The sequence below is a fragment of the Streptomyces sp. WMMB 322 genome, assembly GCF_900090145.1.
Classification (GTDB): domain Bacteria; phylum Actinomycetota; class Actinomycetes; order Streptomycetales; family Streptomycetaceae; genus Streptomyces.
Genome location: NZ_FMHI01000007.1, coordinates 147,122 through 167,244 on the forward strand (window position 1 = coordinate 147,122; position 20,123 = coordinate 167,244).

Consider the following 20,123-nt stretch of genomic DNA (forward strand, 5'->3'; position numbering starts at 1 on the left):
GGGTCCGGGTCGCGCCGGTCCGGACCGGACCCCTGCGCGGCTGCGGATCACGCCGGGTGTGGCGCCCCGGTGTGCCGCCGGGCGCCACCGGCGGATCATGCGCGCCCGAGGTCATCCCGCCACTGCGCCCGCCTCGGTGTCGGGCAGTTCCTCGGCCAGCCGTTCGCCGAGCCGCACCACCTCCGCGACCCCGCCGAAGTCGCGCGCCGCCCACGCCGCGGTGCGGCGCAGCCTGTTGTTCACCCGCTCCGACCGCAGTCTCCGGGCGACGTCGATCGCCTCACCGGCGCGGAAGGCACAGTGCTCCGGCTCCTTCTGGAGCAGGTGCACACTCGCCATGCCCAGCAGGTTCAGCGCGTAGGAGCGGCGGTGCCCGCCGCCCTCCGTCTCCTCCGCCTCACGTCTGAACAGCTCCACGGCCCGCTCCATCGCCGGCCGCGCCATCGACGCGTAAGTCGGGCTGCGCCCCGAGGAGTAGGCCAGGTCGCGGTAGGAGTGCGCGGTCTCCGCGTTGAGTTCGGCCTCCGAGAAGAAGCGGATCCAGTCCGGGTCGCGGTCGGCGGGCCCGCTGTCCTCGAAGGTGTCCTCGGCCATGCGCACCGCACGCCGGCACTTGCCCGGCTGGCCCATGTTCGCGTACGCACGGGCCTCCATCGCGTGCAGCATCGCCTGCGTACGGGCCGTCGCTCCGTCACGGCTGCCGTACTGGGCGAGGTGGATCAGCTCCAACGCGTCGTCCGGGCGCCCCAGATGGATCATCTGCCGGCCCATCTTGCTCAGCACGTACGAGCCGAGCGGCCGGTCCCCCGCCTCCTTCGCGGCGTGCAGGGCGAGCACGAAGTACTTCTGGGCGGTGGGCTGGAGGCCGACGTCGTAGCTCATCCAGCCCGCCAGGGCGGCGAGTTCCGCCGTGACGCGGAAGAGGCGGCGGCCGACCGGCTCCGCGTGCTTCTCCTGCAGCAGGTCCGTGATCTCGTGCAGCTGCCCGACGACGGCCTTGCGGCGCAGCCCGCCGCCGCACTGCGCGTCCCACTGCCGGAACATGACGGTGGTGTGCTCCAGGAGCTCTATCTCGGGCATCGAGAGCTTCTCGCCCCGCCGCGCCGCGCCGCCCTTCACGGGCAGCGACAGCACCTGCCCGCCGCCGCTTCCGGATGCCGACGACGCCGCCCCGCTGCCGTGCGGGGAGGCCGCGGCAGCGGGGACGGCGCCCTCGGCACCCGCGTCCGGCACCGCCGGACCCGGTACCAGCCAGCGCTGCATGGGCTCTATCAGCGAAGGGCCGGCGGCCACCGACAGCGACGTCCCGAGGAACCCGCGCCGCCCCAGCATCAGGTCGCTGCGTGTGAACTCGTTGATCATCGCCACCGTCTGGGGCCCGGCCCACGGCAGATCCACCCCGGAGGCGGCCGGCGACTGACGGACCGGCCGCAGCCCGAGGTCCTCGACCGCGACGACGCAGCCGAAGCGCTCGGAGAACAGCTCGGAGAGGATGCGCGGGATCGGCTCGCGAGGCTGCTCCCCGTCCAGCCAGCGGCGTACGCGCGAGGTGTCGGTGCTGATGTGGTGCGCACCCAGCTGCCGGGCCCGGCGGTTGACCTGGCGCGCGAGTTCGCCCTTGGACCAGCCGCTGCGCCGGAACCACGAACTCAGCTGACTGTTGGGGAGCTTGTCGCCCTCACCAACCGGTAATGCCCCCATCAGGCCCCTCACCGCCCCCACGACACCATGCCTCCGGCATACCCACGGAGCGAAGCAACGCCGCCGTGTGTACTGAAAGTAACCTCGCGATCACCCGCGGGGCGAGGCCGTTTGCACAATCGCCACCATTCGCCACCCCTTCGAATGAACCCCTCCGCTGCCGCACACGATTCACTTGACACACGACCCGGCCGACAGCTTCCGAGTGGCGTGGGTGTGTCCCGTCACTGTGCGCAGACGGCTCGTAACCATCGGCAGGCAGGACCCGTTGGAGGGAGCATGGGCTTCACGATCGGCGCCATCGGCGGTCTGGGCGGCATCCGCGACTTTCATCAACTGCGCCCCGGCGCGAGGCGACGCCACCGCGAGTGCGCCGCCACGACCGTGGCGGAGTACACCGGCCTGTGCGGATGGTCAATCGTCCCGGGTGCCCGCGCCGCGCGTGCCGCCGGAGGGCGCACCGAGTGTTCGTGCGGTGCCGCGGTCTGCCCGGCTCCCGGGGCGCATCCGCTCGACGCGTCGCTGGAGGTGCCCGCGGGTGCGACGCTCGACGAGGCCGCAGAAACCTGGGCGCACTGCCCGGGGGCCGCGCTGCTGCTGCCCACGGGCCGGCACTTCGACGTGATCGAGGTCGGCGAGGCCGCCGGCCGTCACGCCCTCGTGCGCCTGGAACGGATGGGGCTGCCGCTGGGCCCCGTGGCGCTCGCGCCGCACGGACGCATGTGGTTCTTCGTCGCTCCCGGCGCCGCAGCCGAACTGCCCGAGCTGCTCTACCGCATGGGGTGGGACGACGCCCGGCTCGACCTGCGCGGTCTCGGCGAGGGCGAGCACGTGACCGCACCGCCCTCCGACCTCGGCGGCCTCGGCCCCGTCCGCTGGCTGCGCCGGCCGGCGCCCGAAGGCGCGGACCGTCCGCCGCAGGCCCGGCTCCTGCTGGGCACGCTCGCCTACGTCTGCCACCGCTCGGCGGCCTGAGGGCAGGTCCGGCCCAGGCGGCAGAGGAGCGCCCCGTCCCGTCTGCATCTGCACCGTGGGACGGGGCGCTCCGACGGCCCGGCAACCGGCCGCACTACCGATGCGGCCGGTTCACTCCCCGCCGATCAACGCGTCGACGAAGGCCTCCGGCTCGAAGGGCGCCAGGTCGTCCGCGCCCTCACCGAGGCCGATCAGCTTGACGGGCACGCCCAGTTCACGCTGGACCGCGACGACGATGCCGCCCTTGGCGGTGCCGTCCAGCTTGGTGAGCACGATGCCCGTGATGTCCACGACCTCGGCGAAGACCCTGGCCTGCACGAGCCCGTTCTGCCCGGTGGTGGCGTCGAGCACGAGCAGCACCTCGTCGACGGGGCCCTGCTTCTCCACGACGCGCTTGACCTTGCCCAGCTCGTCCATCAGTCCGGTCTTGGTGTGGAGCCGGCCCGCCGTGTCGACGAGCACCGCCTCGGCGCCCAGCTCCGTGCCCTCCTTGACCGCCTCGAAGGCGACGGATGCCGGGTCGCCGGCCTCCGGACCGCGCACGGTGCGCGCACCGACGCGCTTCCCCCACGTCTCGAGCTGGTCGGCGGCGGCGGCGCGGAAGGTGTCGGCCGCGCCGAGCACCACGGACTTGCCGTCCGCCACGAGCACCCGGGCGAGCTTTCCCGTGGTGGTCGTCTTGCCGGTGCCGTTCACACCGACGACGAGCACGACTCCCGGCCGGTCGACCGCTCCGCGGGTCTCGGTGTGGACGGTGCGGTCCATGTCGGGCCCCACCAGTGCGAGGAGTTCGTCACGGAGCAGGCCGCGAAGCTCCTCGGTCGTGCGCGTGCCGAGGATCCGCACCCGCTCGCGAAGTCGTTCGACCAGCTCCTGTGTGGGCGTGACTCCGACGTCGGCGGTCAGAAGCGTGTCCTCGATCTCCTCCCAGGTCGCATCGTCGAGATGTTCCCGCGAGAGCAGCGTGAGGAGCCCCTTGCCGAGGGCGTTCTGCGAGCGGGAGAGCCGGGAGCGCAGCCGCACGAGGCGTCCCGCCGTGGGCTCCGGGGTCTCGATGGCGGGCTCGGCGGGCGCCGGCGCGGCGGGCGCCTCGGTGCCGGCCGGGAGGCCGACCTCCTCGATCGTTCTGCGCGCCGCTTCGGCCGTTCCCGCGGCCTCGTCGCCGACGTGTGGTTCGGCGGGTGCGGTGGCCGTGGCCCGCGACTCGGCGGGCTTCTCGGCGGCGGCGGTCTTCTTCTTACGTCCGCTGACGACGAGCCCGCTGATCACGGCCAGCAGGACCACGGCGATGACTGCAACAAGGATGACGATTTCCATAGCCCGTCCAGTATCCGCCACCGTCAACCGTGCGCCTGCACGGCCTCGCGCACGCCGCCGCCCCGGTGTCGGACCGGGGCGGCGGCCGTGCAGAGGAGAGGGCGGCGGGGTTAGGTCAGCCCATCTCCTCCAACGCCTTGCCCTTCGGTTCCGGAACCCACTTGAGCAGGAACGGGATCGAGAGCAGGGCGAAGACCGTGTAGATCACGTATGTGCCGGACAGGTTCCACTCCGAGAGGCTCGGAAAGCTGGCGGTGATGACCCAGTTGGCGATCCACTGGGCGGCAGCGGCGACTCCGAGGCCGGCGGCGCGGAGCTTGTTGGGGAAGATCTCCCCGAGCAGCACCCACACCACGACGCCCCAGGAGAGGGCGAAGAAGAGCGTGAAGGTGTGGGCACCCACGAGGGCGACAGTGCCCTGTGTGTCCGGCAGCGAGACGTTCTCCCCCGATCCGCGGACGGCCGAGAAGGCCCAGGCCACGAGGGCCAGCGAGACGCTCATGCCGACCGATCCGATGAGGCCGAGCGGCTTCCGGCCGATCTTGTCGACCAGCAGCATCGCGATGACGGTGCCGACGATGTTCACGATCGAGGTCGTGAAGGAGTAGAAGAACGAGCTCTCCGGATTGATCCCGACGGACTGCCACAGCGTCGCGGAGTAGTAGAAGACCACGTTGATGCCGACCAGCTGCTGGAAGACCGACAGCCCGATGCCGACCCAGACGATGGGCAGGAAGCCGAAGCGCCCGCCGAGCAGATCCTTGAACGTCGACTTGTGCTCGGTACGCATGCCGTGCTCGATCTCGGTGAGCCGCGTGTCGATGCGGTCGTGCTCGCCCTCGACGCTGCTGAGCACCTCGCGGGCCCTGGCGTGCTGTCCGACGGAGATCAGGTAGCGGGGCGACTCGGGGATGGCGTACGAGAGCAGGAAGTAGGCGACCGACGGGATCAACTCGATGCCGAGCATCCACTGCCACGCCTCCAGGCCCGCCAGCTCCCCGCGCTGGTCGCCGTCGGCGAGTGTGAGGATCGCGAAGTTGACCAGCTGGGACGCGGCGATGCCGGTGACGATCGCGGCCTGCTGGAACGAGGCGAGGCGTCCGCGGTACTCCGGCGGGGAGACCTCGGCGATGTAGGCGGGCCCGATCACGGAGGCCATGCCGATGGCGACCCCGCCGAGCACGCGCCACAGGGCGAGGTCCCAGAGCCCGAACGGCAGCGCCGACCCGACGGCGCTCATCGCGAAGATCACGGCGGCTATCTGCATCACCCTGATCCGGCCTATGCGGTCGGCCATGCGCCCGGCGAGTGCCGCGCCCACCGCGCAGCCGATGAGAGCGGCGGCGATGACCTGGGCCAGCATGGCCGAGCCGGCCTCGAACCTGCCGCGTACCGCCTCCACGGCTCCGTTGATCACGGAGCTGTCGTAGCCGAAGAGGAAGCCGCCCATGGCGGCGGCTGCTGCGATGAAGACGACACGTCCGAGCGGGGCGGTCTGGCCGCCTGCCGCCGGTGGCGCCGACTGTGGTGTGCTCGTCAAGGTCTCTCCTGCGTGCCCGGCGCTCAGACCGGGTTCGGGACTTTGTCGCCTCCGAGGCGGGCACGCACACTGCACGCAACACCGCTTGAAGGTAAAAGTGACGCTGCAGAGACTATGGCTTTAAGTTTCGAAGTCAATAGGTCGAGTCTGATGGAATCGACGTTACGCCCGTCACTTAGACATTCAAGATGTGAAGAGAAGGTGCACCAGGACGCGTTACGGCACCTGACGGACCTGACCGGGGCTCAACTCAGTCGCTGGCTGATGACCTTGGTCACGCCGTCGCCCTGCATCGAGACGCCGTACAGCGCGTCGGCGACCTCCATCGTGCGCTTCTGGTGCGTGATCACGATGAGCTGGGAGCTGTCCTTGAGCTCCTCGATGAGGCCGATCAGCCGCTGAAGGTTGGTGTCGTCCAGCGCCGCCTCCACCTCGTCCATGACGTAGAAGGGGCTGGGCCGCGCCTTGAAGATCGACACCAGCAGCGCCACCGCCGTCAGCGACCGCTCGCCGCCGGAGAGCAGTGAGAGCCGCTTGACCTTCTTGCCGGGGGGCCGTGCCTCGACGTCGACGCCGGTGCTGAGCATGTTGTCCGGATCCGTCAGCACCAGACGGCCCTCGCCGCCCGGGAAGAGCCTCGAGAAGACGCCCTCGAACTCCCGCGCCGTGTCGTAGTACGCCTCCGTGAAGACCTGTTCGACGCGCTCGTCGACCTCCTTCACCACCTGGAGCAGGTCCGCCCGGGTCTTCTTCAGGTCCTCGAGCTGCTCGCTCAGGAACTGATGCCGCTCCTCCAGCGCCGCGTACTCCTCCAGCGCCAGCGGATTGATCTTTCCCAGCTTCTGGTACGCGCGCTCCGCCGCCTTCAGCCGCTTCTCCTGCGCGGCCCGCACAAAGGGCACCGGCTTGTTGCGGGGATGCTCCGGGTCCTCGGGGAGTTCCTCGCCTTCCGCGGGCGGGGACGGCGGCACGAGCTGGTCCGGGCCGTAGTCGCTGATCAGGCCGGCAGGCTCGACGCCGAGCTCCTCCAGCGCCTTCGTCTCCAACTGTTCGACCCGCATGCGCTTCTCGGCGCCCAGCACCTCGCCGCGGTGCATGGAGTCGGTCAGCTTGTCCAGTTCGTCCTTCAGTTCGCGGCCCGCGTTGCGCTCCGCGGCCAGGGCCCGCTCCCGCTCGCTCTTCGCCTGGCCGGCCGCCTCGCGCTCCTCGGCCGCCCGGCTCAGGGACGCCTCGACGTGTGCCAGCAGCTGCCGCGCCCCGGAGGCCACCGCCCCGGCGACCTCGGCCTCGTGCCGCATCCGCGCCCGCCGCCGCTCGGCACGTACGCGGGCCTCACGTTCCGCGCGGGCCGCGCGGTCGAGTGAATCCGCCCGCCCCGCGAGCGACTTGACGCGCTCCTCGTGCGTGCGCACCTGGAGCCGCGCCTCCATCTCCGTCTGGCGCGCGTTGGCCCCGTCGGCAGAGAGCCGGTCACGCAGGGAGGTGTCCGGCTCGACGTCCTCGCCCTGTTCGGCCTCCTCGGCGACGGCCAGCCGCTCCGCCAGCTCCTCGGCCTCCTCGTTCGCCTTGACGAGGGCCGCCTCGGCCTTCGCGACGGCCGAAGCGGTGCGCTCGGCCTCACCCGCGGCGCCGCGGGCCTGACCGCCCAGCGTTCCGAGCCGTCCGGCGATCTGCGACTTCTCCTTGTCGGCCGCGCTCCGCCGCGACCCCAGCTCCTCGACGAGTGCCGCGCACTCCCGGCGCCGCGCCTTCGCCCGCTCCTGCTCCTCGCTCAGCCCGGAGTGGCGGGCCGCCAGCTCCTCCAGCTCCGCCGCGGCCTCGTCCACGGCCGCCTGTGCCTCCAGGAGGCTGGGGGCACCGGCGGAGCCGCCCTGGGCGAAGTGGGCGCCCAGCACGTCGCCTTCGGCCGTCACCGCCACCGTGCCGGGCTGTTCCGCCACTGTCTGCTCGGCGTCCTCCAGCGTCCCCACGACCACCATGTCCCGCAGCAGCCTGTGCACGGACGGCATCAGCTCGGCGGGGGCCCGTACCAGTTGCGCGACCGGTGTCGGCCCGCCCTCGCCCCGCACGGCCGGCTCCGGCGCCGCCGCACCCATGGCGGAGGCGGGCGCGGAGCCGGACGTCGAGCCGGACGTCGAGCCGGACGAGGCGGGCGTGGAGGCGGGCGTGGAGGCGGGCGTGGGCGGCGCTGCGGAGCCCAGCAGCAGCGCCGCCCGGCCCGCGTCGTGCTTGCGCAGCAGCCGCAGCGCGTCCGCGGCGGTGGAGGTGTCGGCGACGGCGACCGCGTCGGCCGCGGCTCCCAGAGCCGCGGCGACCGGCACCTCGAACCCCGGTGTGACGCTCAGCAGTTCGGCCGCCGGGCCCAGCAGCCCGGTCAGCGCGTCCGTGGCGGACAGCAGCGCACCGGTGCCGTCCTTGCGGCGCAGGCCCAGCGCGAGAGCGTCGTGGCGTGCGGAGGTGGCAGCACGTTCCCGCTCGACGGTGGTGACGGCGTCACGGGCCGCGGAGAGCGCCGCCTCCGCGTCGGCGAGCTCACGCTTGGCGGCCTCGTGCTGCTCGGCCAGCTCGGTGTCACCCGCGTCGAGCCCCTCGACCTCCGCCTGGAGGGTCTCGTACTCCTCCTGCGCGGCGGCGGCGCGCTCCTGCGCCTCGTCCCGCGCGGACGTCAGCCTGTCGATCTCGGACTGCGCCGAAGCCGCCCGGCTGCGGGCCGCGTTCACCTGACCGTGCAGCCTCGCAAGGCCCTCGCGGCGGTCGGCGATGGCACGGGCCGCGTCCTTGAGGCGGCGCTCCTCCTCGTGCAGCTGCCTCTCCAGCTCGGCCCGGTGCGAGACGGTGTCGTCCAGTGCCCGTTCGGCCGCCTCCAGAGCGGCCTCCAGCTCCGCCTCCTGCTCGCGGATGCGGACCGCTTCCCGCTCCATGTCCTCCGGGTCGCGGCCTCGACGCTCCTCGACGGGCTCGGCCCCGGCATGCTGGACGCGCTGGTCCGCGAGCCCGATGGTGCCCCGCACCCGCTCGGCGAGCTGTGAGAGTTCGTACCAGGTCTGCTGGGCGCGCTCCAGACGCGGCGTCAGCATCCGCACCTGCGCTTCGAGCTCGGCCTCGCGCCGCAGCGCTTCCTTCAGCCGTGCCTCGACGGCGTCCTTGCGCTCCTTGAGCGCGGCCTCGTCGGCGATCTCCGATCTGAGCGCTTCCTTGAGGGTCACCAGGTCGTCCGCCAGCAACCGCAGCCTGGCGTCCCGCAGATCGGCCTGGATGACCTGCGCCTTTCGCGCCACGGCGGCCTGACGGCCGAGCGGCTTGAGCTGGCGCCGCAGTTCGTCGGTCAGGTCCTGTACGCGCGCGAGGTTCGCCTGCATAGCGTCCAGCTTCCGCAGCGCCTTCTCCTTGCGCTTGCGGTGCTTGAGGACTCCCGCGGCCTCCTCGATGAAGGCGCGCCGCCCGTTCGGGTCGGCGTGCAGTACGCCGTCGAGCTGGCCCTGGCCGACGATGACGTGCATCTCCCGGCCGATGCCGGAGTCCGACAGCAGCTCCTGGACGTCCAGCAGCCGGCAGGTGTCCCCGTTGATCTGGTATTCGCTGCCGCCGTTGCGGAACATGATCCGCGTGATGGTGACCTCGGCGTAGTCGATGGGCAGCGCGCCGTCGGCGTTGTTGATGGTGAGGGAGACCTCGGCGCGGCCGAGCGGCGGCCGCCCGGTCGTACCGGCGAAGATGACGTCCTCCATCTTGCCGCCGCGCAACGACTTGGCGCCCTGCTCCCCCATCACCCACGACAGGGCGTCCACGACATTGGACTTGCCGGAGCCGTTGGGACCTACGACGCAGGTGATGCCGGGCTCGAAGCGCAGCGTCGTGGCGGAGGCGAAGGACTTGAATCCCCGCAGTGTCAGGCTCTTGAGGTGCACGCCGTCGGACTCTAGTCCACTCGGCGACCCCGCCCGTCCGGGACTGCCACGGAGCGCGGCGAACTCCCGGCGTTCCTTTCGGTTTCACCATGTGAGGCGTGGGGCACATCAGTCGGTAAGCGCAGCGCCCAACAGCCCACGCCACACGATGAGGTGGAGGAAGCACCACCCGGAAACAACGAAGGGACGCCGAAGCGTCCCTCGCGGATTTCATGAGCGGCAGGCTGCACGCCGGCCCGGCCCGGAGCAGTCAGGTCAGGTCAGCGCAGGCTCTGCCTGGTGTACGTCGATGTCGATGCCTTCGAGCATCGAGTCCTGATGCCGTGCGGCAGCCGACAGAGCGTCGTTCTCGGCCTGCATCCGTACAAGTTCGGATTCCAGGTCCTGGACACGCTGCTGCAGCCGTCGCATCTCGGCGAGGACTCGGGGGTCGGAGCCGCCGACGTAACCGAGAAGCGCCTTTGCCATGATCGATGGTCCTCCACACTGAGTGACCAACCCGAGTGGTGGCTGGTCGTGAGGGAAATTTCGCGCCCGCTGTACCACTTCTGAACTTGTTTTTCCGGATCAAACAGTCCGGTTGCGGGGGACTTCAAGCTTCTCACCAAATGGTTTGACGGTCAACACGATCACGCCCCGCGGCCCTGGGCGGCCCTTGCTCGACGGCGTACATGCGCCGGAGGCGGCGGCCCGCGGGGGGCGTAATGATCACTCTCCACCACTCGTTGCGGCAGCTTTGCATGGTCAGACGCGAATGGCAACCGGTTTGGATCATCGAATGACGAAGCCGGTGTAGCCTCCGCGCGGCCGGCCCCAGATCTCGGTGACGCCGTCGACCTTCCCGGGCGTGTCGTCGGAGCGCAGCCACTCCAGCAGCGCTTCGCCCTGGAGCCGCCCTCCCTCGGCGACGACCTGGACCCGTCCGTCACCGAGGTTGACCACGAAGCCCTCGAGACCCCCTATGCGCAGAGCGGCCGCACGCGTGAACCAGCGGAAGCCGACGCCCTGGACCCGGCCGCGCACCCAGGCCGTCATGCGCACCGTTGTTACTGACGAGTCATTGTCATCCGGCTTCGTATTACCCGAAGTCATGGCCGCACGCTATCCGGACATTTCCTCGGTCGGCACATGCGCCCCGTCTGTCATGGCGTAAAGTCCCGCCCACCAAGCTTCACTCGATCGGATGAGGCTTTGAAAGCCGAACACGTGAGGACTTTCTGAGATGGGCCGTCACAGACGTGTCTCCCACGCTCCCGGTCCGGTCGTCACTTACGACATGGGACCTCGGCAGCGCTCCTCGCACCGTAGGCCGGCACCCCCGGTTGTACAGCGGGGCGGGCTCTCGGCACGGGCCGGGATTCTGGGAGCGTCAGCGGCGATGGCAATGGGCGCGGTGGCCGTCGCTTCCACAGTGCTTCCCAGCCCGGGAGGCGCTGCTGGTACGCAGTACAGCGATGTCCAGGCGGGTGGTGGTCCTCCCGACCAGTCGTCCAAGCCCAACGTGCCCGCCCCCGAAGGCGGTTCGGACCCGATCGGCGACGGCGGCCCCGAGGGCGGAAACGTGCCCCCGGACCCCTCGCAGCCCGGCGGCGGGAACCAGGACCCGGGTCAGACGCAGCCTGCCGAGCCGGGTGGCGGGAACGGCCAGGGCAGCGGCGAGACGGGCAACGGCGACGGCAACGGCGGCTCCAGCGGGAACGGCCAGGGCAACGGCAACGGCGGCTCCGGCGGGAACGGCCAGGGCAACGGGAACGGCCAGGGCAACGGCAGCGGCGGTGGCTCCGGCAACTCCGGCGGGTCGTCGGGCGGCCTGAGCCAGACCGAGCAGGACGAGGCCCAGGTCCTGGCGCTGGTCAACGAAGAGCGCGAGGACGCGGGCTGCAAGCCGGTCAAGGCCAGCAGCAAACTCGCGGAGCTGGCCGGGGACTTCAGCCGCAGCATGGCGATCGAGGGCTTCTTCAGCCACCTCGGCCCCGACGGATCGAGCCCCTGGGACCGCGCCGAGGACCTCGGCATCCTGGACCTGGGCGGCGAGAACATCGCCCGCGGCCAGGAGAGCCCCGAGGAAGTGGTGGAGGACTGGATGCGCAGCCCCTCGCACCGCGCGAACATCCTCAACTGCGAATACCGCACGATGGGCGTCGGCGAATACGTCGACGAAGACGGACCCTGGTGGACGCAGGACTTCGGTTACTGAGCACCGCAGCACACTTGGGAGCCCCGACAGGTCATGGCCTGCCGGGGCTCCGCCCTTGCCGGTCCGGTCACCGGGGACCGATCCGCTTCCCCGCACGTCCCGGCGGCACGGGCACTGTGGGGCGCGGGCGAGGCGGGGGCTGGCACCTCGGGCAGTAGTAGCTGGAGCGGTTCATCCAGGGGCGGCGGCGCACAGAGGCGCCACAGCGCCGGCAGGGCTCGCCCTCACGCCCGTAGGCGTCGAGAGAGCGCTCGAAGTAGCCGGACTCCCCGTTGACGTTGACGTAGAGACTGTCGAAGCTCGTACCGCCGGCGGCGAGCGCGGCGTTCATGACGTCGCGGACGTGGCCCAGCAGCTCGGTGGTGCGGGGCCGCGTCAGCGACGCCGTGGGCCGTTCGTAGTGGAGCCTGGCCCGCCACAGTGCCTCGTCGGCGTAGATGTTGCCCACCCCGCTGATCAGCGACTGATCGAGCAGGGCCCGCTTGATGGTCGTACGGCGGCGGCGCAGGGCGCCGTGGAAGGCCCGCTCGTCGAAGAGCGGGTCGAGCGGATCACGGGCGATGTGCGCGATCACGTCGGGCAGCGCACCGGATTCCGGGACGACGGACTCGGGATGCAGGGACAGACCGCCGAAGGTGCGCTGGTCGACGAAGCGCAGCTCGCCCGCCTCCGGGTTCTCGAAGGTGATGCGGATGCGCAGGTGCTTCTCGTCCGGAGCGTCGGCGGGCTGGATGAGGAGCTGCCCGCTCATGCCGAGGTGGGCGAGCACACAGACGCCGGGGTCCAGGGGCAGCCACAGATACTTGCCGCGGCGCCGGGCGGGCCCGAAGCGGTGTCCGCGCAGCCGGGCCGCGAAATCCTCCGCGCCCGCCACGTGCCGCCGCACGGCACGGGGGTGAAGCACCTCGACGCCCGTGATCGTCCGGCCGCTCGCCCAGCGCTCCAGGCCGCGGCGCACCACTTCGACCTCGGGCAGCTCGGGCACGCTTCTCCTCACATGGAACAGTGACGCGACGGCCCGGCCGGGACCCGCGCGAGGCGGGGCGGCCGGGCCGGTCTCGTCAGACGCCCTGGGACGGGGCCCTGGTGCCGGACGGGGTCTCCGGTCCGGAGGACGACGAGTCGTCGCCGGCCGTGGCCTCGCGGATGGCCCGCCAGGCCGTCTCCGCCGCCTGCTGTTCCGCTTCCTTCTTGCTGCGGCCGGTGCCGGTGCCGTACGCGACACCACCGACGCGGGCAGCAGCCGTGAAGATCTTCTCGTGGTCGGGGCCGGTCTCCGTGACCAGGTACTCCGGAACACCCAGCCCCTCGGCCGCGGTGAGCTCCTGGAGGCTGGTCTTCCAGTCCAGGCCGGCGCCGAGGTTCGAGGACTGCTCGATCAGCGGGTCGAAGAGCCGGTGGATGAGCTCACCCGCCGCCTCCAGGCCCTTGTCCAGGTAGACCGCGCCGATCACGGCCTCCAGGGTGTCGGCCAGGATGGAGGCCTTGTCACGGCCTCCCGTGCCCTCCTCGCCCCGGCCGAGGCGGATGAAGGCCCCCAGTTCCAGCTCCCGGGCCACCTTGGCCAGGGCGCGGGAGTTGACCACGGCGGCGCGCAGCTTGGCGAGCTGGCCCTCCGCGAGGTCGGGGTGGAGGCGGTAGAGCGTGTCGGTGACGACCAGGCCGAGGACGGAGTCGCCGAGGAATTCGAGGCGTTCGTTGGTCGGCAGTCCGCCGTTCTCGTACGCGTAGGAGCGGTGGGTCAGCGCACGCACCAGAAGGGCGGGCTCGAGCCGGTACTCGAGCCGCCCTTCCAGAATCGCGTGGGACGAGGCCTCATCCACCAGATCCGCCGCTGCCGCCCGGTGCGTTCCTCCGCGGCGGTCAGCGCTTCCATGTGCCGGAGCGTCTGACATGGAGCCTGTCACCAGCCGATCAGACCTCGAGGACCTGTCGCTTGTTGTAGGTGCCGCAGTTCGGGCACGCGATGTGCTGCTGCTTGGGCTCCTGGCAGCGCTCGCACTTCACCAGGGTGGGGACCGCAGCCTTCCACTGCGACCGGCGGTGGCGCGTGTTGCTGCGCGACATCTTCCGCTTCGGAACAGCCACGGCTACTTCTCCTGTGTGTCATCCCCGGCTTCGCGGGGCGCGTCCTTCTCGCCGTCCTTCATGGTTTCGGCGAGTCCCTGCAGTGCCGCCCAACGGATGTCGACGGCGTCTTCGTGATCGTGTTCCGGGTCGTCCGCCAGACGTGCGCCGCACGTGGCACACAGCCCGGGGCAGTCTTCCCGGCACACCGGCTGCAGCGGCAGTGACAGCACCACCGCGTCCCGCAGCACGGGCTCGAGGTCGAAATAGTCGCCCTCGATGGAGAACGTCTCCTCCTCCTCGGCGTCGTCGCCGGTGTCCGCGCCTGGGCGGCTCCGGTCGTCGGCGTCGGGGTAGGAGAACAACTCCTGGAAATCCGCCTCGCATTCCTGCTCGAGCGGCTCCAGACACCTTACGCACTCCCCCTTGAGCGGTGCACGGGCGGTGCCCGTGACGAGCACCCCCTCCATGACCGACTCCAGACGGAGGTCAAGCTCGATCGTCGCGTCGTCAGGCACCCCGAGGACCTCTACGCCGAGGTCTCCGGGAGACTTCACCGTGCGGGACAGCTGCTTCATCGCGCCGGGCCGGCGCCCCAGCTCCCGTGTGTCGAACACGAGGGGGGCTCGGGGGTCGAGGCGGGCGTTCAGGGCTTCCTGCTTTCTACGGTGTGGCACCGCCCGGCCGTTGGCTCCGGGCAGCAGTCATCGCCATGTGCGCGTGACCGAAGAGCCAGGATACTGGACCGTCCCGCCTCCGCCCAATCGAGTCCCGGCCGGTATCAGCCACCCTGCCCGTAGCCCGGGCCGTGGCCGTGACCCTGGCCGTGGCGGGCCTCGTACTCGCGGACCTGGTCCAGGTCGATCATGCTCGTGTCGAAGAAGCTGGTCTCCTCGAGCTGGGGCTGCCCGCCCTGCATCTCCTGGTGGGCCTGCGGGTGGCCGGGGTAGTGCTGGTTCTGGCTCTGGTCCTGGGGGAAGTGGGCCTGCTGCGCGTAGTACGGGTCCTGCTGCTGTCCGTAGTACGCGTACTGCTGCTGGTAGGCGTAGGCGTCCTGGCCCCCGTAGTACGCATCCTGCTGCGCGTGCGCCGCGTACGGGTCGGCGGCGGCGACGGGCTGGTAGGCGGGCTGTGCGGGGGCGGCCGGAGCCGGGACGGCGGGCGTCGTCGCGGACCGGGGCTCACCGGCGGAGGCCAGGCCGGCCATGTAGTCGGCGTCGCTGGTGTGGATGTCCTGCCCGGCCGCGTCCTGCGCGGCCATGTGGGCACCGAGTTCGTCGGACGGACGGTGTCCCAGGAGCTTGGAGCGGCCCCTGCCCACCGCCTCCAGCGTCTTCGCGAGCACCGCCGAGACCGAACCCAGCCTGGCGTCGACGTAGTTGTCCGCGCGCTCCCGCAACTCCTGCGGGTCGGAGGAGCGTTCCGGGGCGTCCTCGGCGTACTCCTCGTTCCACTCCTCCGAACCCGGCCCGCTGCCCAGCAGCTTCTCGCGGCCCCGCTCGACGGAGCCGATGGTCTTGCTGAGCACGACCTCGAAGTTGGCGAGTTTGCTGTCGACGTAGTCGTCCGCCTCGGCCCGGATCTCCGCGGCCTCCTGCCGGGCCTGGGTCAGGACCTGTTCGGCCTCGGCCTGCGCCTGGCGGACGATCTCCGTGCCGGAGACCAGTGAGCCGCGCTCGGCGTGCCCCGACTCGATGATCCGCTGCGCCTCGGCTTGGGCCTCGGCGACCATCTGCTCGCGCCCTCCGAGCAGTTCCTCGGCCTGTGCGAGCGATCCGGGCAGCGCCTGGCGCACTTCTTCCAGCATGGCGAGCAGTTCGGCCCGGTTCACCACGCAGGAGGCCGACATGGGCATCGCGCGAGCGCTGTCCACCGCCGTCACGATCTCGTCGAGTTTCTGCTGAACGTCCACGGAAGCGACTGTACGGCCAGTCGCACTCAACTCGACAGCCGATGCCCCGACTCGGCCCCTTCCGGCAGGCTCACGGCTTGGTGAGACGCGCCGCCAGAGCGCGCTGCACCGGCTCGGGCACCAGGTTGGAGACGTCGCCGCCCCAGGTGGCAACCTCCTTGACCAGGCTGGAGGAGAGGAAGCTGTAGGTGGGGTTGGTCGGCACGAAGAGCGTCTCGACGCCGGAGAGGCCGTTGTTCATCTGCGCCATCTGCAGCTCGTAGTCGAAGTCCGAAACCGCACGGAGCCCCTTGACGATGGCGGGGATGTCGCGGTCCTTGCAGAAGTCGACGAGCAGTCCGTGGAAGGCCTCCACGCGCACGTTGCCGAAGGCGGCGGTCACTTCGTGGATGAGGTCGATGCGCTCGTCCACGGAGAACAGGCCCTGCTTCGACTTGTTGATCATCACGGCCACGTAGACCGAGTCGTAGAGCTTGGAGGCGCGGGCGATGATGTCGAGGTGTCCGTTGGTGATGGGGTCGAAGGATCCCGGACAGACTGCGCGACGCACTGGTGGTTCCTCGCTCTCCGGACGATGGGGGGTCTGTGGGGTGTCCGCGGAGTTCATGGTGTGGGGGTCTCTCCGCTCGCGGCGGCGCGACCGTACCAGAGCGTCCCTTCGCCGTAGCGCCTGGCCCGCAGGCCCACAAAGCCCCCGGGCCAGCGGAATTCGCCGCCACGCGTACTCCGCTCCACGGTGACGAGCGCGTCGTCGGTCAGCCAGGGCCCGGAGCGGAGTGTGAGCAGAATCTCGCGGACCTGCTCGTCCGTGACGGCGTACGGGGGGTCCAGGAAGATCACGTCGTAGGGGTCGCCGGGCGGTGAACCGGCGATGGCCGCCTCGGCCTTGGCGTGGCGCACCTCGGCACCGGGCAGCCCCAGCGCACGCACGTTCTGCCGGATGGTGCGGGCCGCGCGGGCGTCCGACTCGACGAGGAGCACGTGAGCAGCGCCGCGCGAGAGCGCTTCGAGGCCGACCGCGCCGGAACCGCCGTACAGGTCGAGTACGCGTCTGCCGTGCCAGGCAGCCGTGCCCGAGCCGCCCAACTGAGCCTCCCAGCTGGAGAACATGCCCTCGCGCGCGCGGTCGGAGGTGGGCCGCGTGCCCTGGCCCGGCGGCACGGTCAGGCGGCGGCCGCCGACGGCTCCTGCGATCACGCGGGTCATGGTGCGGGTGCCCTTCGTTCTCTCGTGCGGCCGGTACCGGCCCGGACTCCGGCCGTCGCAACCGAGGATCCCACGGCGGCGGCTCGCCCGCCCGCCCCGGGGCGGCGGCCGGCCGTCCCCGTCATCCCTTGTCGAGGAAGTCCTCGCGCTCCTCGTCGAGCAGGGCCGCCAGCGCGGTGCGCAGCTCCGGCAGCCGCTCCAGACCGGGGTCCTCCGCCACGACGGCGGTCGCCGCCCGCCGCGCCGCCTCGATGATCTCCTCGTCCTCGATCACGGCGAGCATCCGCAGCGAGGTGCGGACGCCCGACTGCGCCTGCCCCAGCACGTCGCCCTCCCGGCGCTGTTCCAGGTCGACGCGGGAGAGCTCGAAGCCGTCCAGCGTGGCGGCGACCGCGTCCAGCCGGGCACGGGCGGGGCCCGCCTCCGGCGCCTCGGTGACCAGCAGGCACAGGCCGGCTGCGGAACCACGGCCGACGCGTCCGCGCAGCTGGTGGAGCTGGGAGACGCCGAACCGGTCCGCGTCCATGATCACCATGACGGTGGCGTTCGGTACGTCCACGCCGACCTCGATGACGGTCGTCGCGACGAGGACGTCGACCTCTCCCTCGGCGAAGCGGCGCATGACGTCGTCCTTGACGTCCGGCTGCATCCGCCCGTGCAGCGCCTCCACTCGAAGCCCGGCCAGCGGCCCCTCGCGCAGCTGCGCCACGGTGTCGAGCACGGACAGCGGCGGGCGCCTGCTCTCGTCCTCGCCGTCGGCGGCCCCTTCCCCCTCCCCCTGCGCCGCTTCCTCCGCCGCTCTGTCGCGTCCTGCGGTCTTCCGCCTGCCGGAGCTGCCCGCCGGCTTGCCGGCCCCTTCCTGCTCCTCCTCGTCGCCGATGCGCGGACAGACCACGTACGTCTGGTGCCCGGCCTCCGTCTCCTCCCGTACGCGCTCCCACGTACGGGCCAGGAAGTGCGGCTTGTCCCTCGCGGGCACGACATGGCTGGCGATGGGAGAGCGGCCTGCCGGGAGCTGGTCCAGCACGGAGGTCTCCAGATCGCCGAAGACGGTCATGGCGACGGTGCGCGGGATGGGCGTAGCCGTCATCACCAGCAGGTGCGGCGGGTGAACTCCCTTGGAGCGCAGGGCGTCCCGCTGCTCCACGCCGAAGCGGTGCTGCTCGTCGACGACGACGAGACCCAGGTCGTGGAAGCGGACCTTGTCCTCGATCAGCGCGTGCGTGCCGATGACGATCCCGGCTTCCCCCGTGGCCAGGTCCAGCAGGGCCTGGCGGCGGGCGGCGGCGCCCATGGAGCCGGTGAGCAGCACGACCTTCGTGGCGTTCTCCGCGCCGCCGAGCATGCCGCCCTCGGCGAGCTCGCCCATCAGGCCCGTCACGGAGCGGTGATGCTGCTGCGCGAGGACCTCGGTGGGGGCGAGCAGCGCGGCCTGGCCGCCGCTGTCGACGACGGTCAGCATCGCGCGCGTGGCCACCATCGTGTTGTGCGTGACCGTGAAGTTGTCGGTGACGTAGGCGCTGTCGGGGTGGCGCACGCTGATGCACTGGACCTGCTTGCGGCCCACGGGGTCGGCCGCACGTACGGACCGGCGCAGCGAACGGGGTGCGCTCCCCCTTGCGGTGCCGCGGACCTCCCCGGCCTCCGGGCGGAACGGGCCGTGTTCCGGCGGCAGCAGCACCGTGACGGCCGACTCCGCCGGCGTCGGCCCGTCGTGCGGGGGCCTCTCCGGTGTGAGGCGTGCGTGTCCGCCGAGGGAGCGCGCCAGCCACGCGACGTCCTCGGCGAGCGCCCGGCAGCGGGAGCGGAGGACGACGGCGTCCCCTCCCCCGGCTCCTTCACCTGCCGGTTCGGGCCCGTCCTCCCGGCCGTCGGCTCCCGCGTCGAGGATGCCCCGGAGCAGGGCCAGCCTGTTCTTGACCGAGTCCTCCATGAACGCGCGCGGAACGCGGTCGGCGCCGCCGGGACGCCCCAGCTCGGCACCCGTCGCATACGGGTCCGCCGGGCCCTCGGCGGGGGCGCCCAGATCCACCGGGACCGCCTGCGGCAGATACCACTTCGGCGAACCGGCGGGCGACGTCAGGTCGTTCCTGATCTCCCGCGTGGTCAGCACCTGCGGACGCTCGCCCCGTTCCCACGCCTCGGCCGTGGCCACGAGCCACAGGTGTTCGTCGTCGCACTCGACGGTGCTTCCGTCGGAGAGCGTCAACCGCCATACCTCGCGCTCTCCTTGGGGAAAGATCCCCTCCACCGGCGCCGGTTCGCCGGAGGGCGTGATCACCTCGTCGCCGACGCCGATCTCCCGCATCTCGCGGAACCCGCCCGGCGTGAGGACGAGGGCGTCCAGCGGCTGCGCCTTGCCGGACCCCACTTCGCCCTGGAGGAGCCGGTGCATCGGGTGTTCGGTGGCCAGGTCGTCGAAGACTTCACGGCTGACACTGCGCTGCCCGTCGGTGAGGGTGAAGGGCAGCTTGGCGTCGAAGGCGTCCAGCAGGCCGCCCTCGACGGGCACGCGTGCCACGGCGGGCAGTTGGGCATCGGCAGCCCTCCGGCGGGCGAGGGCGACCTGGAGGATGAAGGCCTCGTCCCACTTCAGCCTGTCGCGGGCCGCCGCCACGTCGGCCTTCGTCCGCGGCCGGTGCACCTTCTCGAACGCGTCGGGCAGCGGGATGAGGCGCCGCTCCTCGCGGATGGCGGACGGCAGCGGGTCGACGAGGCCGTCCCAGCCGGTGGCCTGCATCGAGGCGAGCACCGTGCCGAGAGACTTGGCGATCTTCCAGGACGCCATCTGCGCCACGGCCGGATAGATCGGCATCAGCCTGTTGGCGAACGCGTCGACTTCCTCGCTGCCGCTTCCGGCGCCGAGCTTCTCGTACTGCGGATGCGCGAGCTGGAGACGGCCGTTGAAGACGCCGACCTTGCCGGCGAACATCGCCCGCGTGCCCGGCTGCAGGTCCTTCTGCGGCTGGTAGATGCCCCGCCCGAAGAAGACCAGCTGCAACTGGCCGCTGCCGTCGGTGAGAACGACCTCGAGCCGCTGCCCCCGGCCGCGGTTGAAGGTGTGCACCTTGGACTTGGCGACCTGTGCGACGACGGTCACGTGCTCGTCCAGCGGCAGGTCCGACAGCCGCGTCAGCTGACCGCGCTCCTCGTACCGCCGCGGGTAGTGGTGGAGGAGGTCGCCGACCGTGTTCAGGCCGAGATGTTCGGACAGGACCTTGGCGGTGCTGCCGCCCAGGTGCTTCTTCAGGGATTCGTCGAGCGCGGACACGCCTCCATTGCACACCATCACGCTGACAG

The 20,123-nt window shown here is 71.3% G+C and carries 16 protein-coding genes; 2 read left to right on the forward strand and 14 right to left on the reverse strand.

Features of this window, described 5'->3' with window-relative positions; translation table 11 throughout:
- Nucleotides 1–111: 111 nt before the first annotated feature.
- Nucleotides 112–1,701, reverse strand: coding sequence for an NsdA family TPR-like regulatory protein (locus H180DRAFT_RS13845; protein ID WP_055486355.1), 1,590 nt, complete (start codon nt 1,699–1,701; stop codon nt 112–114).
- Nucleotides 1,702–1,980: 279 nt separating this feature from the next.
- Here H180DRAFT_RS13845 and H180DRAFT_RS13850 point away from each other — a divergent pair, with 279 nt between their 5' ends.
- Nucleotides 1,981–2,676: a bifunctional DNA primase/polymerase gene (locus tag H180DRAFT_RS13850; protein ID WP_055486356.1), complete on the forward strand. Its 696-nt coding sequence runs from the start codon at nt 1,981–1,983 to the stop codon at nt 2,674–2,676.
- 111 nt (nt 2,677–2,787) lie between these two features.
- On the opposite strand, the gene ftsY is transcribed toward H180DRAFT_RS13850, so the two are convergent.
- The 5 genes from ftsY to H180DRAFT_RS13875 all read right to left on the reverse strand — a co-directional run bounded on the left by ftsY (nt 2,788) and on the right by H180DRAFT_RS13875 (nt 10,476).
- Nucleotides 2,788–3,993 (reverse strand): signal recognition particle-docking protein FtsY, encoded by a 1,206-nt coding sequence (gene ftsY, locus H180DRAFT_RS13855; protein ID WP_055486357.1) that lies wholly within the window; start codon nt 3,991–3,993, stop codon nt 2,788–2,790.
- Nucleotides 3,994–4,108: 115 nt separating this feature from the next.
- Complete coding sequence (locus tag H180DRAFT_RS13860; RefSeq protein WP_055486358.1) at nt 4,109–5,533, reverse strand: sugar porter family MFS transporter; 1,425 nt, start codon at nt 5,531–5,533, stop codon at nt 4,109–4,111.
- Nucleotides 5,534–5,778: 245 nt separating this feature from the next.
- Nucleotides 5,779–9,441 (reverse strand): chromosome segregation SMC family protein, encoded by a 3,663-nt coding sequence (locus tag H180DRAFT_RS13865; protein WP_055486359.1) that lies wholly within the window; start codon nt 9,439–9,441, stop codon nt 5,779–5,781.
- Between the two features lie 255 nt (nt 9,442–9,696).
- On the reverse strand, nt 9,697–9,909 hold the full coding sequence (locus H180DRAFT_RS13870; protein ID WP_028435389.1) for a hypothetical protein: 213 nt from the start codon (nt 9,907–9,909) through the stop codon (nt 9,697–9,699).
- Nucleotides 9,910–10,212: 303 nt separating this feature from the next.
- Nucleotides 10,213–10,476, reverse strand: a complete 264-nt coding sequence (locus H180DRAFT_RS13875) for an acylphosphatase (RefSeq protein WP_055486360.1) — start codon at nt 10,474–10,476, stop codon at nt 10,213–10,215.
- Between the two features lie 343 nt (nt 10,477–10,819).
- Here H180DRAFT_RS13875 and H180DRAFT_RS13880 point away from each other — a divergent pair, with 343 nt between their 5' ends.
- On the forward strand, nt 10,820–11,638 hold the full coding sequence (locus H180DRAFT_RS13880; protein WP_074466803.1) for a CAP domain-containing protein: 819 nt from the start codon (nt 10,820–10,822) through the stop codon (nt 11,636–11,638).
- Nucleotides 11,639–11,705: 67 nt separating this feature from the next.
- On the opposite strand, the gene mutM is transcribed toward H180DRAFT_RS13880, so the two are convergent.
- The 8 genes from mutM to H180DRAFT_RS13920 form a co-directional block, all read right to left on the reverse strand.
- Nucleotides 11,706–12,623, reverse strand: coding sequence for a bifunctional DNA-formamidopyrimidine glycosylase/DNA-(apurinic or apyrimidinic site) lyase (gene mutM / locus H180DRAFT_RS13885; RefSeq protein WP_055486362.1), 918 nt, complete (start codon nt 12,621–12,623; stop codon nt 11,706–11,708).
- 76 nt (nt 12,624–12,699) lie between these two features.
- Nucleotides 12,700–13,533: a ribonuclease III gene (gene rnc / locus H180DRAFT_RS13890; protein WP_055486363.1), complete on the reverse strand. Its 834-nt coding sequence runs from the start codon at nt 13,531–13,533 to the stop codon at nt 12,700–12,702.
- Between the two features lie 19 nt (nt 13,534–13,552).
- Nucleotides 13,553–13,726: a 50S ribosomal protein L32 gene (rpmF, locus tag H180DRAFT_RS13895; RefSeq protein ID WP_028433405.1), complete on the reverse strand. Its 174-nt coding sequence runs from the start codon at nt 13,724–13,726 to the stop codon at nt 13,553–13,555.
- Between the two features lie 2 nt (nt 13,727–13,728).
- Nucleotides 13,729–14,322 (reverse strand): YceD family protein, encoded by a 594-nt coding sequence (locus H180DRAFT_RS13900; RefSeq protein ID WP_175437770.1) that lies wholly within the window; start codon nt 14,320–14,322, stop codon nt 13,729–13,731.
- Nucleotides 14,323–14,486: 164 nt separating this feature from the next.
- Nucleotides 14,487–15,617 (reverse strand): ATP synthase F0 subunit B, encoded by a 1,131-nt coding sequence (locus H180DRAFT_RS13905; RefSeq protein WP_055486364.1) that lies wholly within the window; start codon nt 15,615–15,617, stop codon nt 14,487–14,489.
- 70 nt (nt 15,618–15,687) lie between these two features.
- Entirely contained in the window at nt 15,688–16,167 is a 480-nt protein-coding gene (gene coaD, locus H180DRAFT_RS13910) for a pantetheine-phosphate adenylyltransferase (protein ID WP_055486365.1), read from the reverse strand.
- Nucleotides 16,168–16,220: 53 nt separating this feature from the next.
- The gene (rsmD, locus tag H180DRAFT_RS13915) at nt 16,221–16,823 is read right to left on the reverse strand and encodes a 16S rRNA (guanine(966)-N(2))-methyltransferase RsmD (protein ID WP_055486366.1); all 603 of its coding nucleotides are present in this window, start codon (nt 16,821–16,823) and stop codon (nt 16,221–16,223) included.
- Between the two features lie 121 nt (nt 16,824–16,944).
- Nucleotides 16,945–20,094, reverse strand: a complete 3,150-nt coding sequence (locus H180DRAFT_RS13920) for a helicase-related protein (protein WP_254666021.1) — start codon at nt 20,092–20,094, stop codon at nt 16,945–16,947.
- Between the last annotated feature and the right edge of the window lie 29 nt (nt 20,095–20,123).